At 40.2% G+C, this 21,093-nt stretch carries 14 protein-coding genes; 4 read left to right on the top strand and 10 right to left on the bottom strand.

Annotation, left to right across the window (positions count from 1 at the left end; translation table 11 throughout):
• Positions 1-15 precede the first annotated feature (15 nt).
• The 6 genes from JXQ92_RS19145 to JXQ92_RS19120 all read right to left on the bottom strand — a co-directional run bounded on the left by JXQ92_RS19145 (position 16) and on the right by JXQ92_RS19120 (position 11,359).
• Entirely contained in the window at positions 16-3,255 is a 3,240-nt protein-coding gene (locus tag JXQ92_RS19145) for a S41 family peptidase (protein WP_421988261.1), read from the bottom strand.
• 87 nt (positions 3,256-3,342) lie between these two features.
• Complete coding sequence (locus JXQ92_RS19140; RefSeq protein WP_421988260.1) at positions 3,343-4,593, bottom strand: metallophosphoesterase; 1,251 nt, start codon at positions 4,591-4,593, stop codon at positions 3,343-3,345.
• Between the two features lie 143 nt (positions 4,594-4,736).
• The gene (locus tag JXQ92_RS19135; protein WP_421988259.1) at positions 4,737-8,213 is read right to left on the bottom strand and encodes an efflux RND transporter permease subunit; all 3,477 of its coding nucleotides are present in this window, start codon (positions 8,211-8,213) and stop codon (positions 4,737-4,739) included.
• Positions 8,214-8,234: 21 nt separating this feature from the next.
• Positions 8,235-9,365, bottom strand: a complete 1,131-nt coding sequence (locus JXQ92_RS19130) for an efflux RND transporter periplasmic adaptor subunit (RefSeq protein ID WP_421988258.1) — start codon at positions 9,363-9,365, stop codon at positions 8,235-8,237.
• A gap of 40 nt (positions 9,366-9,405) precedes the next feature.
• Positions 9,406-10,752 (bottom strand): TolC family protein, encoded by a 1,347-nt coding sequence (locus JXQ92_RS19125; protein WP_421988257.1) that lies wholly within the window; start codon positions 10,750-10,752, stop codon positions 9,406-9,408.
• The gene (locus JXQ92_RS19120) at positions 10,736-11,359 is read right to left on the bottom strand and encodes a TetR/AcrR family transcriptional regulator (RefSeq protein ID WP_421988256.1); all 624 of its coding nucleotides are present in this window, start codon (positions 11,357-11,359) and stop codon (positions 10,736-10,738) included. The genes JXQ92_RS19125 and JXQ92_RS19120 overlap by 17 nt, the downstream gene beginning before the upstream one ends.
• Positions 11,360-11,712: 353 nt before the next feature.
• Between JXQ92_RS19120 and JXQ92_RS19115 the strand changes: the two genes are divergently transcribed.
• Positions 11,713-12,168 carry a hypothetical protein gene (locus JXQ92_RS19115; RefSeq protein ID WP_421988255.1) on the top strand — a complete coding sequence of 152 codons (456 nt, stop codon included), beginning with the start codon at positions 11,713-11,715 and terminating at the stop codon, positions 12,166-12,168.
• Between the two features lie 33 nt (positions 12,169-12,201).
• On the top strand, positions 12,202-13,380 hold the full coding sequence (locus JXQ92_RS19110; protein ID WP_421988254.1) for a tetratricopeptide repeat protein: 1,179 nt from the start codon (positions 12,202-12,204) through the stop codon (positions 13,378-13,380).
• Between the two features lie 6 nt (positions 13,381-13,386).
• Here JXQ92_RS19110 and JXQ92_RS19105 read toward each other — a convergent pair whose 3' ends face one another.
• Both JXQ92_RS19105 and glpK read right to left on the bottom strand, forming a co-directional pair.
• Positions 13,387-14,958, bottom strand: a complete 1,572-nt coding sequence (locus JXQ92_RS19105) for a glycerol-3-phosphate dehydrogenase/oxidase (protein ID WP_421988253.1) — start codon at positions 14,956-14,958, stop codon at positions 13,387-13,389.
• A gap of 24 nt (positions 14,959-14,982) precedes the next feature.
• Complete coding sequence (glpK, locus tag JXQ92_RS19100; RefSeq protein ID WP_421988252.1) at positions 14,983-16,467, bottom strand: glycerol kinase GlpK; 1,485 nt, start codon at positions 16,465-16,467, stop codon at positions 14,983-14,985.
• A 61-nt stretch (positions 16,468-16,528) separates the two neighbouring features.
• Here glpK and JXQ92_RS19095 point away from each other — a divergent pair, with 61 nt between their 5' ends.
• Entirely contained in the window at positions 16,529-17,407 is an 879-nt protein-coding gene (locus tag JXQ92_RS19095; RefSeq protein ID WP_421988251.1) for an alpha/beta hydrolase, read from the top strand.
• Between the two features lies 1 nt (position 17,408).
• Here JXQ92_RS19095 and JXQ92_RS19090 read toward each other — a convergent pair whose 3' ends face one another.
• Entirely contained in the window at positions 17,409-18,548 is a 1,140-nt protein-coding gene (locus JXQ92_RS19090) for an MFS transporter (RefSeq protein WP_421988250.1), read from the bottom strand.
• Between the two features lie 31 nt (positions 18,549-18,579).
• Positions 18,580-19,449: a LysR family transcriptional regulator gene (locus JXQ92_RS19085; RefSeq protein ID WP_421988249.1), complete on the bottom strand. Its 870-nt coding sequence runs from the start codon at positions 19,447-19,449 to the stop codon at positions 18,580-18,582.
• Between the two features lie 96 nt (positions 19,450-19,545).
• On the opposite strand from JXQ92_RS19085, the gene hutH reads away from it, so the two are divergent.
• Complete coding sequence (gene hutH / locus JXQ92_RS19080) at positions 19,546-21,093, top strand: histidine ammonia-lyase (RefSeq protein WP_421988248.1); 1,548 nt, start codon at positions 19,546-19,548, stop codon at positions 21,091-21,093.

Below are 21,093 nucleotides of genomic sequence, written 5' to 3'. Positions count from 1 at the left end.
TGAAAAAAGGTGTTTTTAGTTGCCTACTTCTTTAAGCATTTCTTCAATGGCTCTTTCTAATTGCTGATCTCGCTTTTGATCAATTAAGCCAGGCATATTCTTCACCTTAATCAAAGGCTCTGTTTGGTTATTTTCCATCCATTCTCCTGCCTTATTTTTAGCACTAACCGGCACAACACCCCAACTTCCACCACCTGGTAATCCTTCCCATCCGGCAAAACTACATGTACCTGGCACCGGCATACCTACTGTTTTACCGATTTTCAAATCAGTATAACCACTAGCAAAACAATGGCCATCTGAATACATACTTTCGTTAAACAGGGCTAAAGTTGGTTTAGTCCAACGGGACGTCGGCTCAGCACCAACAACCTTTGCTTCAGTTTCATAGGTTATAAAAGGTACGCCTGTAAAAAACATAGCCAAATCGGCCACAAGGTCACCTCCACCATTGAAACGGGTATCCACAACAATACCTTTTCGGTTGTAGTATTTACCCATAATATCTTCATAAATACTTCTGTAAGGGCCGTCACTCATGCCTGGGATGTGGACATACCCAAGTTGACCATTTGACTTCTCTTCGACCTCTTTCTCATTGATTTTAACAAAACGCGTATATAAAAGCCCCCTTTCAGCACCTAGTGAAATAGGCTTTATTGTGATTTGCTGTCTATCCGATTTCTTTGGCCCAGTGATTTCAAGTAGTGTAAACTTATTTGCTTTTCGGTTTAAGTAAGTAGCAATATCTCGGTTTGGCGTCACAAGTTCTCCATCAATTTTCTCGATGATCATTCCTGGCTTGACATCAAACTTGGCTTTGTCAAGCGGCCCTCCTTTTATTACTTCCGTAATCTTGATACCATTTCCCTTATGTTTATAGTCCATGAATATACCTAATGATGCCGTAGCATCTGCATTTGGTATACTGCTGCCGTATCGCGATCCTGCGTGAGATACGTTAAGTTCTCCAAGCATTTCTGATAGCATTTCTGAAAACTCATATCCGTTTCCGATAGATGGTAAATACTTGCTGTATTCCTTTTTCATCAAGTCCCAATCCACTCCATGGAAAGTTGGTTCATAAAAGATATTCTTCGTTCTTATCCAAACATGATTAAACGCATATTCTCTTTCGGCTATAGCATCATACTCCATTTCTCCTCTAATGGTAATACCCGTTCTCTTTCCTCCATCAGGGTTAATCTTTGAAATACGACCACCACTTAATAGGTAGAGGTTCTTCATATCTTTGTCCCACTGAAGCGAACCAAATCCAGCATTTAGTTTAATCGCAAGTTTCGTTTCACGAGTTCTTAGATTTGTGGTCCATAAATTCTGGCCACCTTCAAAGCTTGCCAAGTAATATAGTTTCTCACCGTCTTTTGATAAAGTAGCATCACCCAGGCTTGAAGAATGAATTGTTAATCTTACTTGACGCTCTCTCATATCCTCCTTATCGAATTGAAGTGCCTTTACTTCATCCTTTTTCTTGTCATCTTTTTTATCCTTGCCTTTATCTTTATCAGAATCGGCTTTTTTTGCCTTTTCCGTTTCTTTCTCAATTTCTTTCATCAAGGCATAATCGTCTTTGCTCATTTTGAATTTGTCCCAAGCATCTTGCGTAAAGAACATGGAGTACACATCGCTTTGGGAACGACCGCTAGTTGCATAGCTCTTGAGTCCATTTTTATTGCTAAACCACAGCATCTGCTTGCCTCCGTTTACCCACTTAGGTCGGGAATCTCTATAACCACTCTCAGTCAAGTTCTCTCTTTGTTTACCATCAGCAGACATGAGCAGCACTTCACTATTACTCAGGGTTTGCCCCCATTCTACCAGTAACCATTTACTATCTGGGCTCCAATTAAAATATTTGTCGCCATCTCGCATATGATAAAGATCTTCTGGCGTCAATAGATCGACAGTAGATCCGTTAGCTACATCCATTATTCTCAAAGTTCTTCTTCCTGATATGTAAGCTAGTTTTTTACCATCAGGTGAATACTTTGGCATATAGTTATCCTCGTCTGTGCTTATCAGAGCCTCTTCTTTAATAATAGTGGCAGCAAAAAAGAAAGGCTCCTCCGTTTCTCGCTCCCGAGTAGCCTTATAAACATTCCATTTATCTCCTCTTTCGCTGGCATAAACCACGCTTTTACCGTCAGGTCCCCAAGTAACAAATCTTTCTTGCGCTGGTGTGTTCGTAATTCTCTTGGTAATTGCGCCATCTACAGAAGTAACGAAAACTTCCCCTCTGGCGATAAAAGCAATTTCTTTTCCACTTGGTGATATCGCCATTTCTCGAACACCTCCATTAATGGTGATGAATTTATCTGAATTGGCTATGGCTTGCGTACGGATATTCACTTCAACTTTTTGCGGCTGACTACCCTCTTGCATTGTATAGAGCTCGCCATCGTATCCAAAACTTAGCGTGCCATTCCCAAAACTTAAAAAACGAACAGGGTGTAGTTTAAAATCAGTCAATTGCTCGCTTTGCGACGGGTTTTCAATCGACATTTTATGTATGTTGAAATTACCGTTGACTTCACTCAGGTAGTACAGGTTTTTCTCGTCAGCTGTAAACAAAGGTTGCCTGTCTTCTACTTCCCTGTTTGTGAGCATTTTATGCTCATTCTTCTTTTTGTCGAAAATCCAGATATCTCTTGTAATAGAAGACTTATGGTGTTTTCTAAATTCGTTTTCGCCACCTTTTTTATCATGATAAACCATGTAGCGACCGTCATTGCTTAATTGTACATATTCGGCAGGAATGGTAAAGATTTGGTCTACTCTACCTCCACTCACTGGCACCTGATAAAGCTCTGGCTGAGACCCTGTTGGGTATTGTCTGTGCTCGGCGATGTCTTGGCGTTGTGCTCCGAAAATGACATGCTTATTATCATTAGAGAAACTAAAAGGGCTTTCGGCATTTGAGTGATAGGTTAACCGAGTAGCGGCACCTCCTAATGCGCTCATTACATAGACATCAAAATTTCCATACCGATCAGATGCAAAGGCAATGTGTTTACTATCATTACTCCAAACAGGCATATAATCATGTGCTTGATGGAAGGTTAATTGTACGGCATCTCCACCAGTGGCAGCCACCCGATATAAATCGCCTTTATAAGTAAATGCGATGTGCTGACCATCAGGCGAAATGGATTGATATCGAATCCAATTCGGCGTTGTTTGAGCATTTAAACTGAAAGCAAACGCCATTAAAGTAAGCGATAAGAGTTTTTTCATTTGGTTGTTTTTTTGGTCTCGGAAGGTACCAAAAGAAGTGATAAGATGGAAGACCGCTGATACTAATCTGTTATGAAAAGACCGAGTCTAAGCGATCGGTTTAGAGGTCAATTCTAGCAGGGTAATCTCTGGAAGTATACCTATTCGCCCCGGAAAACCTAGAAAACCGAAGCCTCTGTTGACATATAGGTATTGATTTTTTTCTTGGTATAAATCAGCCCACTGTTTGTAGATATATTTTGAAGGACTCCATCTGAAATCGCCGATTTCGACACCTAGCTGCATGCCATGCGTATGGCCCGAAAAGGTTAGGTCAATATCTGGTTGTTGCTGTCTAATTTGTGCATCCCAATGGCTTGGGTCATGCGATAGTAACAATTTTACGTCTCCTTCAGCATACAAAGCAGCTTGATCTAATTGACCATATTTTGCAAACCGACCTGCACCCCAGTTTTCTACGCCCAGAACAGCGATTTGATCTGAACCTATGCGAATGGCTTCATTCTCATTCATCAGTAGTTTCCAGCCCATGCGTTCATGGGTCTTGATCATGTCTTCCAGGTTTCTGCGCTTGGCATCGATGGATGTCCATTGTAAATAGTCTCCATAATCATGATTGCCTAGTGTGGAATAAACGCCAAGATCAGCTTTTACTTTTGAGAATAAATCAATGTATTCACCTACTTCTTTGGTTTGATTGTTCACTAAGTCACCGGTAAAGAATACTAAGTCTGGCTTTTCGGCCATTAGCATATCAATACCTCCTTGAACAGCGACTTTATCATAGAAGCTACCGCTGTGGATATCGGACAACTGCGCTATCTTAATGCCTTCAAAAGCTTTCGGCAAATTTGGTAGGTACACCCTTCTTCTTCTAATTCTATAATCGTAAGCACCTCTTACTATACCAAAGCTCATGGTTACGATCGGCAAGGTGGCCATTACAACAGCGCTCCTAGCCAAAAATTTAGAACGAGGCATTTTCTGACCTGAGGCTACTCTTTTTTCATAGCGCCTTTTTCGGCCTGAAAAGAATAGGGATAAAACTCTCCTAATGTCATCTATAAAAGTGACTACAATGGCCAGTAACTTAGCGGCATAGGCCATGAAAATGATCGAGAGTGTAAACATTGTGTTCACCGTCCCCGAAACGCGCCATCTTAGCGAAATTGTTAGACCTATCAATATGACTGCTTGGAGGATATAGGCAAGCTTAACAAGCTTCTTAAGTCTATCGGATTTATTGGCCATCACCAAACGTGTGGCTTGGTAGGCATAATAATCCATCCAGACCATCACAGTCAAAATGATTATAAAAGCTAGAGGAGAAATAGGCATTGAATTGTTAACGAAAGAAGCTTTGAAAGCGTTCAAAAAAAAGACTCCCGAGTACCACCTCGGGAGCCACCAAATCAACCTTAACTATGATTGGCGCCACTCTTGCGGCACCAAAATCACCACGTTAATATTGTTTACAAACATCAGGCCAAAACTTCTTTAGTCCCACCAGATGTTTGAGGAATATCTATAACGTTTGAATCGCCCCTCCATCGCGCAATCCTATAAATTACTCTGTCAGCTAATAGGTACATAGTTGGTACCATAATCAGCGTAAAGAAAGTTGCGAACGTTAACCCAAAGATAATTGTCCACGACATTGGGCCCCAGAAAATTACATTGTCGCCCCCAACATAAAAGTCAGCGCTGTAACTCACGAATGCCCCGATAAAGTCAATATTAAGACCTACCGCTAAAGGCACTAAACCTAGAATGGTAGTAATTGCCGTTAATAATACCGGTCTGAGCCTTGTTTTACCTGCAATTATAATTGAGTTAATCACCTCATCCATTGGCAACTTACCACCCTCTGGCAACCCTAGTTCTTTTCTTCTTCTCTTACGGGTAAGCTCAATGAAGTCAATTAATACAATCGCATTGTTTACTACAATTCCAGCCAAGGCGATAATACCTACCATGGTCATGATTACAACGAACTCCATATTAAATATTACCAGCCCTAAGAATACGCCAATAGTACTTAAGAGTACAGATACCATAATGATAAATGGAGCGGTTATTTTATTGAACTGTGAAACGATAATCAAGAAGATTGTAAACACTGCAATTAGTAAGGCTTTAGCCAAGAATGCCATGTTCTCTGCCTGCTCCTCAGCTTCGCCAGTAAAGGCATGGCTATAGCCCACTGGCATTTCATAATCAGCCATCAACAACTTCAATTGATCGTTAATGTCTGTCGCGTTGGCACCTGCCAAAACGTTAGAACTAAGTGTTACTACTCTGTCCAAATCCTTTCTTTTAATAGAACCATATGTAGAGCTATAACGCACGTTGGCTACTGAAGAAATTGGCACTTGTACCAGTTTACCAGAATTCTGGTTTCTGAAAGTGATATTCTTGTTCATCAAGGCATCTACATCGTATCGATAATCTTGATTTAGTCTAACGTTGATCTCATAGTTATCCTCACCTTCTTTGTATTTAGAAACCTCTTTACCAAAAAGAGCTGTTCTAATTTCATTGGCGATTGAGTAAGTCGACAAGCCAAACCTACGGGCATTGTCTCTGTCTATGTCTATTACTAATTCCGGTTTTCCAAGCTCTAATGAACTCTTCAGTTTCTCAATTCCCTGAATTCCAGACTCAGCAATTCGCTGTTGGACATCTTCACTCAAACTGATCAGCGTTTGTAAATCTTCCCCGATCAATTCTAGATTTATTGGCTTTCCTGTTGGAGGTCCTGCTGCATCTTTATCTACTGTCAACGTAACACCAGGTTGCAATTTTACTTGCTCTCGGATATCATTCATTACGTCCTTAGTATTTAAATCGCCACGGAGCTTACTTTCAATAAAGTTGACGGTGATTCTCGCTTTATGCGGCTCCTCTGACTGACCTACAGCTGTAGGATCATTGGGGTCGGCCGCACCTTGACTTACATTAGTCGATACAGACTCTACAATGCTTTCGTAAGGCTTGATAATTTCAAGCACTTGCGCTTCAATGTCTTTAGAGAAGTCATTTGTTACTTCAATGTCAGTACCCACAGGATACTCCACAAAAACGTTCACATATTTAGGTTCGTTTTCAGGAAAGAAAAGCACATTTGGCTGAAATGCTCCGAATATTCCTAGTGAAATAATCAAAGTCATAAACGCACCCCCTAAGTATAAGAATGGATGCTTTACCGCACTCTTAAGCACTCTTACATAACGTTTTTCCAGTGCTGGTAAAAAACCAGCTTGAAACCTAGCTGAAAGTGGTCCTAATACATATACATTGAGCAATGTAATGACACCAATCAGCATTAATAAATTACCTAGTGGCGGTACAGATAATACAAATGAGAATACGATACCGGCTATAATAGCAAGACCTGATCTGACCATAATCTTCTTATGGTCGTACATTTTTTGACCATCAATTTTCATAAAGCTTGAGATAAACACTGGGTTAATCACCAAGGCGACAAAGAGTGACGACCCTAAGGTAATAATCAGTGTTAATGGTAAGTAGAGCATAAACTCACCGATAATTCCAGGCCAAAAAGCTAGTGGAATAAACGCTGCCAGCGTTGTTGCTGTAGAAGAAATAATCGGCAAGGCCACTTCACCAACTCCTCTTCGAGTAGCTGCCATTGGGCTTAATCCTTCCTCCATGAGACGGTAAACATTTTCAACGACCACAATTCCATTATCCACTAACATACCCAAGGCCATAATCAGCCCGAATAATGTCATTGTATTAATGGTAATACCCGCAAGTCCTAAAATCATCAATGCCATAAACATTGACAATGGAATAGCCATACCTACAAAAAGTGAGTTTCTTGTACCTAGGAAGAATAACAGTACGGTAACTACTAGAATTACACCGAAAATAATGTTGTTACCTAAACTACTTACTTGTTCTCTAGTGTCTTTCGACTGGTCATTAGTAATGGTAACCTTAGTGCTCTCTGGTATCTGACCGCTCTCAACACTTTTATCTAAAAGTGCCATAATGTTATCCGTAGCGATCAATAGGTTCTCGCCACTTCTCTTCATGACATCTATTTTCACTACTGGATTGAGGTCAAGGCGCGCATAGTTTTGCTTGTCTTTATAGTCAAACTCTACAGTCGCTACATCTTTCAGGTAAACGATGTTTCCGTTTTCATTGCTAATGATGATATCTTCCATTTGAGAAGGATCATCAAATTCACCAATTACTCTTACGTTTCTTCTGATACCATCTGCAATCACATTACCGCCTGAAAGGGTTAGGTTTTCAGAGGAAATGGCATTTTCGATATCGGTAAAAGTGACTTTTCTTGCTTCCAATTTGAAAGGATCAACTTTAATTTTGACTTCCTTTTCGTCGACACCAACGATGTTTACTTTAGAAACTTGAGCAAACTTTTCAATCTCATCTTCCAAGAATTCTGCAATGTCATTCAGTTCATCCAATGTTTTTGTTGGATCAGTTAAGTTGACATTGAGGATTGGGAAATTTTCTGAGAAGCTGAATTTAATCACGTTCGGATCACTCTTCAGGTCGTTCGGAAGTTCGGACTTTGCTCTATCTACTGCATCTTTTACATCGATCACTGCTTCATCTACATCTACTCCTACTTGAAATTCTACTACAATAGCAGAGAAATCTTGTACTGAAGTAGATTGAATATTATCAACGCCTTCAATTGTATTGATTTCTTTTTCAAGCTCTCGTGTAATTAAGCTTTCGATATCTTCAGGGGAGTTTCCAGGGTGTGCTGTACTTACATATACAGTTGGCTGTTCTACTTCCGGAAAATTCTCTTTTGGCAGTGTTATGTACGAGTAAATACCTGCAAACACGATAAGCAGTGTAAGCACATATACCGTAACCTTATTGCGTAAGGAAAGGGAGGTTAACCCAAATTCCTTGTCAATTATCTGTTTTTCGTTCTCTTTAGCCATAATCTATCGCAATGAGGTTAATTAGTTTTGAGCAGTTACCATTGTACCATTTGCAACTGTTCTGTTGCCTTTGTCTACCACAACTTCTCCGCCATTTAATCCGGAAAGTACCTCGGTGTGGTTATCGTAAGAATAACCCAATTTGACATGTACTTTTGCTGCTCTTTTGTCTTTTACGGTATAGACAAAGTTGCCTTCGAAATCTTCTTGAATCAGTCGTGAAGGAATGACAACAGCATCATCAGACGAATAATCTGTCAACTTTAATAGTGTTACTAAATTGGTTTTAACAGAACTACCAAGCCTAGGCAGCTGTACTTCAATTGTGAAAGTTCTACTAGCTGGGTTAATCACTTTTCCTACAGAAATTATTTTAGAAGCTTCTTCTTTACCTAGAGAAGGAATGCTCACCATTACTTTATCTCCTCGGTTAAACTTGCCGATATAAGACTCTGAAACTTCAGCAGTAATATACATGTTCGCATTGCCTACTAAGTAAGCGATCGGCATGCCCGGCTGAGCAATTTCACCTTGTCTGACGGATACCGTTTCGATAGTACCATTAAAAGGTGCTTTTATCTCTGCCTTATCCAATTGTGTTTGGAGTGTAGCCAGCTGCTTTTCTAAAGACTCTTTGTTGTTTTTTGCTTGCAAGTAATCTATTTCCGTTCCGATATTCTTTTTCCAAAGTCTATCTCTTTTCTCAAAAACAGTTGTTGCAAATTCAAGCTGGTTTTCTAACTCGTCTACTGATTTCTTGAGGTTCTCAGCATCAACTGTAGCTAGGATCTGACCTTTTTCAACGTATTGTCCTTCCTTAATTGGTAGGCTAGTCAATAAACCCATCATTTCTGAGCTAATTGTTACATTGGTTCTTGATTCAACATTTCCACGTATTTCAATTTTATGATCGAAATTCTCTTTAGCAGCATTTACTGTTGTAATTAATGTAGCCGCCTCAACTGGCTTATTATAATTTGGATCTTCTGCTACAAGTGCTTTTTCGATTTCTGAAACTTCCGTTTCCAGCGCTTTCATTTCAGCTTTCGCTTCCTGAATTCTCGCCTTTTTGCTTTCGATAGTATCTTTTGGGCCACAACTAAAAGCAACCAAAGTCAATACTAAAATTGTGATGATACTCTGAGGTTTCATGTCTATATATTTTTTTGATATTCTGTAAGTCATTGTTGTATTAGTTGAGTTTTCCTAAAGATTTGTCGAGATCAATTTTCGCTATAATTGCATCATACAAAGCGGTGAGATAATTTACCTCCGCTTGTTTATAGCTATCCTCTGCATTGATCAATTCTAAGTTTGAACCGATTCCTTCAGAGTATTTTTCTCTGGTGATATCGGTCACTTCTTTAGCAAGTGCCATATTGGCTTCTTGCACTTCTAATCTTTGGAGGTTTACTTCCAAAGCATCCTTAGCATTTATTAATTGTTGTTGAAGACTGTTTGTCAATAAATCGTACTGATTATTGAGCGTTTCCAACTGGTACCTCTTCCGCTCGGTAGTGTACTTTTTTCTAAGTCCATCAAAAACCGGAATGCTCACGTTAAGTCCTATAAAAGAACTTCCAAACCACTGTCTGTTCGCGTTCCATAGGTTACCAAAAGAATCGTTTCCTGTGTTTCTACCCCAGCCTGCATTTAGTGTCACCTTTGGAATGTATTGTGATCTAATATTTTTAACATCCAAGACTGCTAAATCTTTAAGGTAATTCAATTGCTGTGCTTCTATTCGCTCTTGCACATTGAAGGCTTGAACCTCACTGTTAGAGTAACTAAAATCGAAAGTGTCTAAGGTAGCAGAAAGGCTAATCGGCTGAATAACCGGCATACCCATGCTCAACTTAAGCAAGTTCTTGCTAGAAGCAATCACCTGAGTAACACCTTGTCTTTCAGTTTTCAAGTTGTTCAATTGAACTTGTAACCTTGTCACATCAATTTTTTCAGCAAAACCATTTTCATAAAGCTCACGGGTTTCTTCCAATGTTTGCTCAACAGTTTCGATGTTCGTATCGATCAGCTCGGTTCTTACTTGATTCACCAAAACCAAATAATAGGCTTTAGTAACGCTTTCAACTACATCGATTGTCGTCTTTTGTTCATCTACAATCACTTTTTCACGAAGTTTTCGTGCGGCTTGTAAGCCGATAAAAAATGAACCATCCCAAATCATTTGAGAGGCCGTGATGTTCAAATTACTTTGGTGTTGAATACCAAAGGCTACCGTTGTAATATCACTAGGCCCTGCGGTAGGGTCAAAAATATCTGCCCTTACAATACTCTGTTGTAACTTAGTATTGTTGGTGTAGCCAAAGTTTGCATCAATCTGAGGCAAACCATCAGCTCTGGTTTCAAAAACTTGAGCCTCGGCATCTTTTGTGGTTACCTGAGCATTCTTGATATCCTCATTATTGGCTATCGCATACTCGATAGCTTCCTGCAGAGAAAATACATTCTGTGCATTAGCCCCCAATGCTATCAGCATCAGCAGCGCTAAAAAATTTACTCTTCTAATTGAGCGTTTCATTTTGCTTAACTTTTGAAGTGGTGTATTGATTAAAAAGTTGATGACCTTCTATTGTAAAAAGTCCGTGTATAAAGTGATCAAACAATTGCATCTGTACATCGTAAAGTGAGTACTGATCTTTTGGAAATAAATTTCTCATAATAAAGGATTGAACTTGTTCTATCCTCATAACTGCCACTAGGTGCGGGTCGACTTCAGCTCTAAAAAGTCCTTCTTTCTGCCCTCTTATAATCACCTTTGTGATTGAATCGAGCATTACCCCTTTTTTAAAATCTTCGTACATCTGCCAAGATTCCGGGTAAAATTTCTGAAGTTCATTCATCAAGCTCATTTTCATGTCCTTCATAGAGTCTCTCAAACATTGAGAAACTATAATTAGCTCATGAACACTATCGACACTTTCATTTGCCGAACCTTCGAAACGTTCTTTTTCTAAATTCAGGTGTAGACTTGTAATGGTATTGACTAATTCCTTTTTGTCTTTGAAATATTGATAAATCGTCTTCTTAGAAATACCCAGGTCCTTCGATATATCATCCATCGTGACCGTCCTGATGCCAAACTGCAACATTAGCTCACTTGCCCGCACTGCTATCTTCTCTTTCATTTCCATTCACTGACTAAACTAGGGAAACTATTCTGGTATCCAAAGTTTCCTACCGAGCTAATGACGTGATAATGAATGTTTTTGTTCCATTTTTGTGAAAAATAATTTCTGAAAACCGAATGAAATCGATTGCGATCACCATAGGATGTTTGGCTAAAGCTTAAGTACCTGAGCGATTCAGCAAGCGAAAACAAAAACCCCAAGTAGAAAACAAAAGTGTCAGGCCGGCGACATAATTTTATTCCGATTGTCAAATTCATTAAGAATCCTTCAATCATCTTATGAATTCTGAAAATTGGCTGATTTGAAATAGTAGATTTACTTGACGAAATTTATTCTTAAAGTCAAAAGTCATGCGCTATCTTCTTTTAACAATTCTCCTTTGTTTGGGCTTCGCCTCATCCCTTTCTGCCCAACACGTTTATCCTTTAAAATTCGATGACTGCTACCTTGATCAATTCAAGTTTGAAACTGATTTTATTCAGGTGAAAGTGGATGAAAAAGTACTCATCGAAAAGGTAACTGCAGGCTGGACTTCTAAAATGATAGAAAAAGCCGTTGGGGACTTGGGTTTACAAATATTAGTAGACAAACGTGGAAAATCATGTTTGGTAAGCGTTCGGAACGATACTAACATGAAAATGAAGAAAATGAATCTCAGCGCTAACATTAATAACAAGCTTCAATGGGAAAGATCTGAAAACAAAATTTCGGCCTTGGTCTTGCTTCAGTTCAAAGACGGTACAATTACCACGAAGCGACTAGGAACCGTAGACATGAAAAATCTTACGGAAATAAAAAACAACTGAACTTATTGAGTAATTTTCGATAATTCTGTCCTCATGCCTTATAAGCTCGTTTGCATATTCTTCTTCATATCTTTTGCAGCTACTGCCCAAAGCAATAGCCTGATTGAAGCAAGAACCCTTCAAGCCGAAGGAAAATTGACCGCGGCGCTAGCAGTTATAGGCAAGGCGGTTGACAAGGAATTATCTGAAGATGGCGGTGCATGGTATACCTATGCGGAGCTGAATAAGGCTCTTTTTCAGCAGAGCCAAGCCGAGGAAGAGAAGGCTCAATTTTTAACCGAGGCCATCCGAGGTTATCAAATGACGCTAAAGCACCCATCGGATAACATCAGAATAAACCTTTCTGCTGGCCAGAGCATAGACTTGCTTTATCAAACACTTATTCAAAGCGGCGCTACGCTTTACCAGCAACAAGATTATAATGCAGCACTTAAGGCCTTTAACAATGCTATAATTATCGAACCGAAAGACACTACTATAATTACTTATGCGGCAAATGCGGCTGTTCAGGCAAAACGATACGATTTAGCCATCGCAAACTTTCAAAAACTTATTGATTTAGGGCCTAAAGTTCGAACGTATCAGAATATGATAAGCATACAAAAGGATACGCAAAAGGATTTAGAGGCTGCACTAGCCACTATTGAGAAAGCCAATTCCCACTTTCCTGAATCTTCTGTTTTTAATCGGTACAAACTCGATATTTTATTAGATCAAGAGCAGAATCGTGAAGCCATAGCACTCATTGCCGAAATTCTAGAGAAAGAACCAAAAAACAGCCAGCTGGCTTTAAGAAAAGCAGTACTTCACGATCAGTTTATTGCGGAAATTAAGGGCATAACGCCTTTGGATAGCCTTGGTCTTCAGCAAGAACTGGAACTGGCAGAGGCAGCCTATCTGCAAGCACTCGAATCGGATAAAGAAAATGTAACGGCAAATTTTAATCTCGCTATGCTTTATAATGATCAAGCGAATACTTATTACCGATCCATCAATACAATGACCATGGATCAGTATAAAGCAGATCATGAAGCTTATGAAGAAAAAGCACTCGATTTTATCAAGAGGGCTTTACCGTTAATGGAAGCAGCATCAGCAAAAAAACCAGAAGATATTGGCATTTTAAAGACACTTATTAGCTATTACAACAGACTTGAAATGGGTGAAAAGAAACGCGAGATTGAAAAGAAAATTGAAGCTTTGGGTTATTAAACCTTTCTAGTCTTTGATTCTGTAATTCGTGGCTATCTCGTTGAAAAGCTCAATCTGATCTTCTACCCAATCACCATCCTCACCCAATTCTTTAGCCATTATTTCAGCCACTCTTGGAGCAACTTTCAACGACTCTTTAGCATCTAAAAACAGGCCTCTTACCCGCCTAGCCAACATATCTTCAACCGTTCTGGCCATTTCATGCTTTACAGCCCAAACAATTTGCGATCGTCTTAGCGGTAAAGTCTCACTTATAATTTCGGCTAACTCGGGTTGTTCTTCCTCTAAGTCAAGCAACTGATATTTATCCGTTCCATAAACTGCAAGTGGGTCGGTGGTAAGGTCTAAATTCTTATCGTAACCGTAAACCGGCAGATTTTTCGTAATACACTTACGCTCCGGCAAATCACCAATCAACATGGCATTATCTACGGTATCTTCAGCCATTTTGCGGTAAGTAGTCCATTTACCTCCAATAATTGTAATTAAACCTGATTGGGAAATCATCACTTTATGATGTCTTGAAATTTCCTTTGTCGATTTACCATCCCCTTCTGGCTTAGCTAAAGGCCTGAGGCCTGAAAAGACACTTAAAATATCGTCACGTGTTGGTTGTTTCACCAAATACTGACCTGCCGTTTCCAGAATAAAATCTATCTCCGCCTCTTTCGCTTCGGGCTCTAGCATCGGTTTTTCAATCATGGTATCCGTTGTACCCAAAACCACTTTATCATGCCAGGGAACGGCAAACATGACCCGACCATCCTTGGTTTGAGGTACCATAATCGCGTGTCTATCGGGCAGAAAATCTTTGCTCACTACCAAGTGAATGCCTTGACTCGGTTGAATCATTTCTTTCACGTCGGGCTCGTCCATTTTCTTCACCCGATCGGCAAAAACGCCGGTCGCATTAATTACGGTTTTAGCCTTAATACTATAGTGTTTACCCGATTCTAAATCTTTTCCTTTTACGCCACAGATTATTTCATCTGCGTCTTTTTCAATACCTGTTACCTCAAAGTAGTTTAGTAGTGTTCCGTTGTAATGTTTAGCCGTCCTCGCCAGAGAAAGTGCCATTCGCGCATCATCAAACTGTCCATCGTAATAGACCACACCGCCTTTTAAGCCTTTTTGGTCAATGGTGGGTATGCGTTCTATCGTTTCATCCTTCGTGAGCTTTTTCGATGAGCCAATACCCAGCTTACCTGACATTAAATCGTAAACTTTCAGTCCTACTTGATAAAAAGGACCATCCCACCATTCGTAGTTTGGAATAACAAAGGCTTGATTCTTAACTAAATGAGGAGCATTCTGAATCATTAAACCCCTTTCCTTGAGAGCTTCTAAGACCAAAGAAATATCACCTTGTTGTAAATATCTTACGCCCCCGTGAACGAGCTTGGTGCTTCGGCTAGATGTGCCTTTCGCGAAATCATGCTGTTCTAGAAGCAGGGTTTTATAGCCTCTAGAAGCAGCATCCACGGCCGTACCTAAGCCAGTTGCTCCTCCACCAATGACTACAATATCCCATGGCTCGGTTTGTTTTTTGAGCCGCTTTAGCATTTTCTCTCTCTTCATTTTTTCACTAAATCTAGTAACGACTTATTCTACCCAAGCCTTTGCACGCTCTACGGCCCTCGACCAATTCTTCTTCACTTCATCAACGTCGGCACCAGAAGGCTCAAAAGACTTATCTATCGCCCAAAGCGACTGTATTTCTTCTTTGTTTTCCCAATATCCAACCGCTAGACCTGCTAAAAAAGCAGCTCCTTGTGCGGTAGTTTCTACAATTTCGGGTCTTACAATTTTTAATCCCGTCACGTCAGATTGTATTTGCATTAAGAGATTGTTAGCTGAAGCACCCCCGTCTACTCTCAGTTCTTTTTGTTCTATTCCGGAATCTAAGGCCATTGTATCAATCACCTCCATGCTTTGAAGTGCTAAAGCTTCAAGCGCAGCTCTTGCGATATGCCCTTTTTGAGTACCTCTGGTGAGGCCAATCATAAGTCCCGTGCTGTATTGATCCCAGTGTGGAGCGCCAAGACCTACGAAACCAGGAACGAAATAAACACCGCCGTTATCCTCTACTGACTTAGCCAAGGTCTCGATTTCTGGTGCATTATCTACAAAATGAAGGTTATCTCTCAAAAACTGTACAATAGCTCCACCAATAAAAATACTTCCTTCTAAAGCATAAGTCACTTCCCCATCAAGCTGCCAACCAATGGTTGAAAGTAATTTATGTTTAGACTTAATGACTTTATTACCCGTATTCATTACCATAAAACAGCCTGTCCCGTAGGTGTTTTTCACCATGCCCGGCTCAGTACACATTTGCCCAAAAAGTGCCGACTGCTGATCTCCAGCTATACCAGCGATTGGGATCTCAGCGCCAAATAGATCAGCATCTGTATGCCCATAAACTTCACTACTACTTTTAACTTCTGGAAGCATTGCTTTTGGAACATTGAACAGCTCCAATAATTCATTATCCCATTCTAGGGTATGAATATTAAATAGCATCGTTCTACTGGCATTACTCACGTCAGTGGCATGCACTTTTCCACCCGTTAGCTTCCAAAGCAGCCAAGAGTCGACAGTACCAAACGCCAATTCACCTTTTTCAGCTCTTTCTTGCGCACCCTCCACATGATCTAGTATCCACCTGATTTTTGAAGCCGAGAAGTAGGCATCAATAAGCAAACCGGTCTTTTCTTGGACCAAATCCATTTGCTCCACAGTTTTTAAAACCTCACAAGCATCGGCAGTACGCCTATCTTGCCACACAATGGCCTTGTGGATTGATTTTCCCGTTTTCCTATCCCAAATTATTGTTGTTTCTCGCTGATTGGTGATGCCAATCGCAGCAATATCTGAAGCATTTGCCCCTTGTTTCTCAAGTACATCGGTAATCGTGAATTTCTGTGTCTCCCATATTTCTAAAGGGTTATGTTCAACCCAACCTGGTTTAGGGTAAAACTGCTCGAACTCCCTTTGAGAAACATTGACAATTTCACCTTTCTTGTTGAATATGATGGCTCTTTCACTGGTAGTTCCAGCATCAACGGTAATGATATACTTGGACATTTGAGGATATTTTGTGATGTCTGACTAAATTATAACAAATATTCTTTCAACCGAGAAAATCATGAAAAAGACCTACCCAATATTCGCTTTGATTTTTACACTTGTTTCAAATACCATTTTTGGACAAAGTCAGGTATTGGAAAGTCAGCATTTTAAAAGTCAAATATTAGGCACAGACATCTACTATTCCGTCTATTTGCCCGAAGGCTATCAAAATAATTTACGCTTTTATCCTATTGTTTACCTGTTAAATGGATTCACTGGAGATCAGACAGATTGGATTCAATTTGGTGATATGCAACGGATAGTGGATGAAGGAATTGAAAATGGAGATTTCCCACCCATGATCATTGTTATGCCTGATGGCGACGATCGGCTTTATATGAATAACCATGATAACTCCTATCGGTATGGAGATATGTTTATCGAAGAACTTATGCCATCGGTCGAAGACAAATTTCGTGTCAGAGCCTCAAAAGAATTTCGAGGAATTAGCGGATTATCTATGGGAGGTGCCGGCACGTTAAGAATGGCTATGCAGCACCCAGATTTATTTAGTGCGGCGGCAGGTTTCAGTTCCGCTGTAAACACCGATGAAGAACTACTTTCGGGTGGGCAAGCTGGGTTTGATGGCTACTGGGGAAGAGTTTTAGGAAAAGGACTTAAAGGCGAAGCTCGACTTACAGCTCATTATAGAAAAAACTCGATTCTGGATATTGTGAAAAACGGTGACGTAAGAAAGCTCAATTCCGTTCGATTTTATTTTGATTGTGGTGACGATGATTTCCTTGCTATCGGTAATGCTAGCCTACATATTGAAATGAGAAAACGCGGCATCCGTCATCAGTATAGAGTAAGAGATGGCGCTCATACTTGGGATTTTTGGAGAACTTCCTTACCGATCGGTTTGAAGTTTATAGGCCAAAGCTTCACCCGCTAGGCTAGCGGAAGGATTTTAAGCTTAAAGCAAGGGCCAAGATTGTTAACCCCAAAAGAAATACAAAACCATTGTTTAAGCCGTATTCTTCGGCAATAAAACCAATAATTACTGGACCAATCAGCATACCTATGTAGCCTGATGATGCGACGGTGGCAATACCACTAGATGGATTCAACCCTTCTATTTTAGCGGTAGCACTGTAAAGAATTGGTACGATGACTGAAAAACCCAGCCCCGACACGCTAAACCCAATGATTACTATGACTGAATTGTCAAAAAGGGTAAGCGTCAACCCAATTATACCGATAACCAAGCCAAGAATCACCAAAAACCTACCGCCTAATTTACCTTGAAGCTCATCTCCCTTAAATCGCATTAAAGCAGTAGCTAGCGAAAAACCCGCGAATCCAAAACCGGCAAATTCAGCACTAAGATTTAGATTATCTCTTAAGTATATCGTGCTCCAATCCGTAATACCGCCTTCGCTCATCATTACGCATAAGCCGATGGCCGCATAAACAATGACTTTCATTGGTGGAAATTGAAAACCCTTATGAGGCTCACGTACAGCAACATCAATTAAATGTTTGAAACTTGGTAGTAGGAATAGAATAAGGATTAATGCTAAAATCGACATTTGCAAAGTCAGCCCAACCTCCAAAAAGATAAACAATGCCCCCAATAGAGCACCAAACATGCCTCCTAGACTAAAAAACCCATGGCAAGCAGACATAATTGACCGGGATTTTGCCCTTTCAATTTCAGCAGCTTCGGCATTCATGGCCACATCCGTAAGGCCCATGGCCAAACCAAGCAGATAAAGGCTAGCCATTAACCAATATAGATTTGCCGTTAATCCTGGAAGTATAATCACTATCAAAAACCCAATAATGGCTCCGGAGGTAGTTTTTCGTTCCCCAAAACGAGCAATTATTTTACTATAAAAAGGGAGTAATGTTGCGGCACCCAGCGGCAAGAAGAACAAGGCTGCACCCAATTCACTTTCGCTCAAGTCAAGTCTATCTTTAATATCTGGCAGCCTCGTAATAAATGCACCAAAAGAAATGGCCAAGGCCATAAAAACAAAAGCTGTGATTTTATTTTCGCGGTGTGCTAAAAGATGTTTAATGATTTTGATCATTGGCCCTTAAAGAAAGAAAAGTGTTATCGAATTAGTCAAGCAATTTTAAAAACTTTTCCAAAGCTTCATTTCTATTTTGCCTGTTCCAAATGGCCATTAATTTTGTCCTTTGTGGTAAATGTTTTAGTGGAATAAATGAAACATCAAGGTCAATTCCTCCTTGAAGCGCCGAAGGAACTATCGCCACACCCAATTCTCTTTCCACCAACCGAAAAATGCTATTCGCCTGCACTGATCGATGCGATACTTTCGGCACGAAGTTATGATCTGTAAAAATGCTCATGATATTATCGTAATACTCTTGACTATAGTCATTCGAAAAAAGAATAAATGATTCCTTTTCGAATTGATTGAGGTTCTTAAAATCCTTAGGTTGAATCTTGTGTCTTCCTGAAACAACTAGCGAAAAAGAGTCCTCCATCACCACTTTTTGCTGAAAACCATCATGCACGCTTTCAAGTCTTACAAAGCCGATATCTAGTTTATCATTGGAGATAGCGCTCAATTGATCTTTATTATTCAGCTCGTCTAGTGAGGCATGAATGGCCGGAAATTTCAAGCTCATCCGTTCAAGCAAATTAGGTATAAGCTCCTGCATAGCAGACCCAACAAATCCTATCCTAATTTCGCCTTCTTGCCCTTCACCTTTACGCTTGGTAGCATCCACCACACGACCCAAATGATTGATCAGATATTCCGCTTCATGCATAAAATATTCCCCTGCCGGAGTAAGCGAAACACTTCGTTTGGTTCTAGTTAAAAGCTTGGTATCTATCTCCTCCTCTAGCTGCTGTATCTGTTTACTAAGCGCCGGTTGAGTGATAAATAACTTGTCAGCAGCACGCCCAAAATGAAGTTCTTTGCCCAAAGCCAAAAAATACCTTAAATGCCTTATTTCCATTGATAACTAAAAGTAATTAATATATAAATATATATCATTTATAAGAATTAATTATTCGAAGTAGATTTGATAGAGAAGCTTAATCAAAATCTGTCTATGGAAGTATTTAATTATGGAATCGATCACTTAACGACTGGTCTTGCACTACAAATTGCTCAAGGTCAAATCAAAGGGATTTTAAACGAAACGGCTGAGAAAAGAGTAATGCTAAGTGCCCAATATGTAAAAGACATTACTGAACACGGAACAACGGTTTACGGTATCAATACAGGTTTTGGCCCGCTTTGTACCACACTTATTTCGGAAGAAGATACGCAAACGCTTCAATACAATATTCTGAAAAGCCACAGTGTAGGTGTAGGGAAGCCGATTTCGAACCAGCTGAGTAAGCTTATGATGATTTTAAAAGTACACTCACTAGCACAAGGCTTCTCAGGCATTCAACTGGCCACGCTCCAACGAATTATTTGGCACATAGATCACGATGCTATTCCATTGGTTCCGGAACAAGGTTCTGTTGGCGCTTCGGGTGATTTGGCACCTTTAGCACATCTATTCTTACCTTTGATTGGTCTAGGAGAAGTCCATTTTCAAGGTAAAACCATTTCCGGTCAGGCACTATTCGATCAAGCTAACTTAAATTCTGTAAGTCTAGGCCCAAAAGAAGGGCTCGCCTTAATTAACGGCACGCAGTTTATCGCCGCACATGCCATTGAAGTTGTTGACAGACTTCATAATTGCCTTACCCATGCCGACATTATCGGTGCTATGATGATAGAGGCACTTCAGGGTTCCATCAAACCATTTAGTCCTGAACTTCATGCGCTTAGGCCTTTTAAGGGGAACATCCATGTGGCCCACCGCGTGAAGGCCATGCTGACTGGTTCGCAGATATTGGAATCTCATGTGGATTGCGATCGGGTGCAAGACCCTTATTCACTCCGTTGTATTCCGCAGGTACATGGCACTTCGCGAAATACATGGTCGCACCTAAAGTCATTGACAGAAATTGAATTGAATGCGGTTACTGATAACCCAATTATTTTCAGCGCTGAAGACACCATTAGCGGTGGAAATTTTCACGGTCAGCCTCTGGCCCTTCCTCTAGACTATGCCGCATTGGCCGCCGCTGAACTGGGCAATATTTCTGATAGAAGAATTTATCTTTCGCTGGAAGGAAAAATCTCTGGACTTCCACAGTTATTGATGAAAGACACCGGTATAAATTCTGGCTTTATGTTACCACAATATACTTCTGCAGCTTTAGTGAGTGAAAACAAAAGCCTCTGCTTCCCTGCTAGCGCTGATAGTGTGCCTACTTCTTTAGGGCAAGAAGATCACGTGAGTATGGGCTCGATAAGTGGAAGAAAAGCATTACAGATTATAGGTAATCTTGAGCAAATTTTAGCCATTGAACTTCTGTGCGCAGCACAAGCTTTTGATTTCCGTAAGCCACTTAAGTCCAGTACCATTTTAGAGGCTTGCCATGCCCATACTAGAAGCAAAATCGATCATGCCGAAAAGGACAGAATCTTTGCAAAGGATATTGAAAAGGCGCATCGCATTATCAAGTCTAGAAAGCTACCTACGCTATGCGACACAACCCTTAATAGCCAATTTCAGAACGAATTTGAACAGTACTAG

The organism is Roseivirga sp., from assembly GCF_049099775.1.
In the GTDB taxonomy this organism is placed as follows: Bacteria; Bacteroidota; Bacteroidia; order Cytophagales; family Cyclobacteriaceae; genus Roseivirga.
Note: the sequence above shows the minus strand (reverse complement) of the source record. Positions and strands in the feature narration are given on the sequence as shown.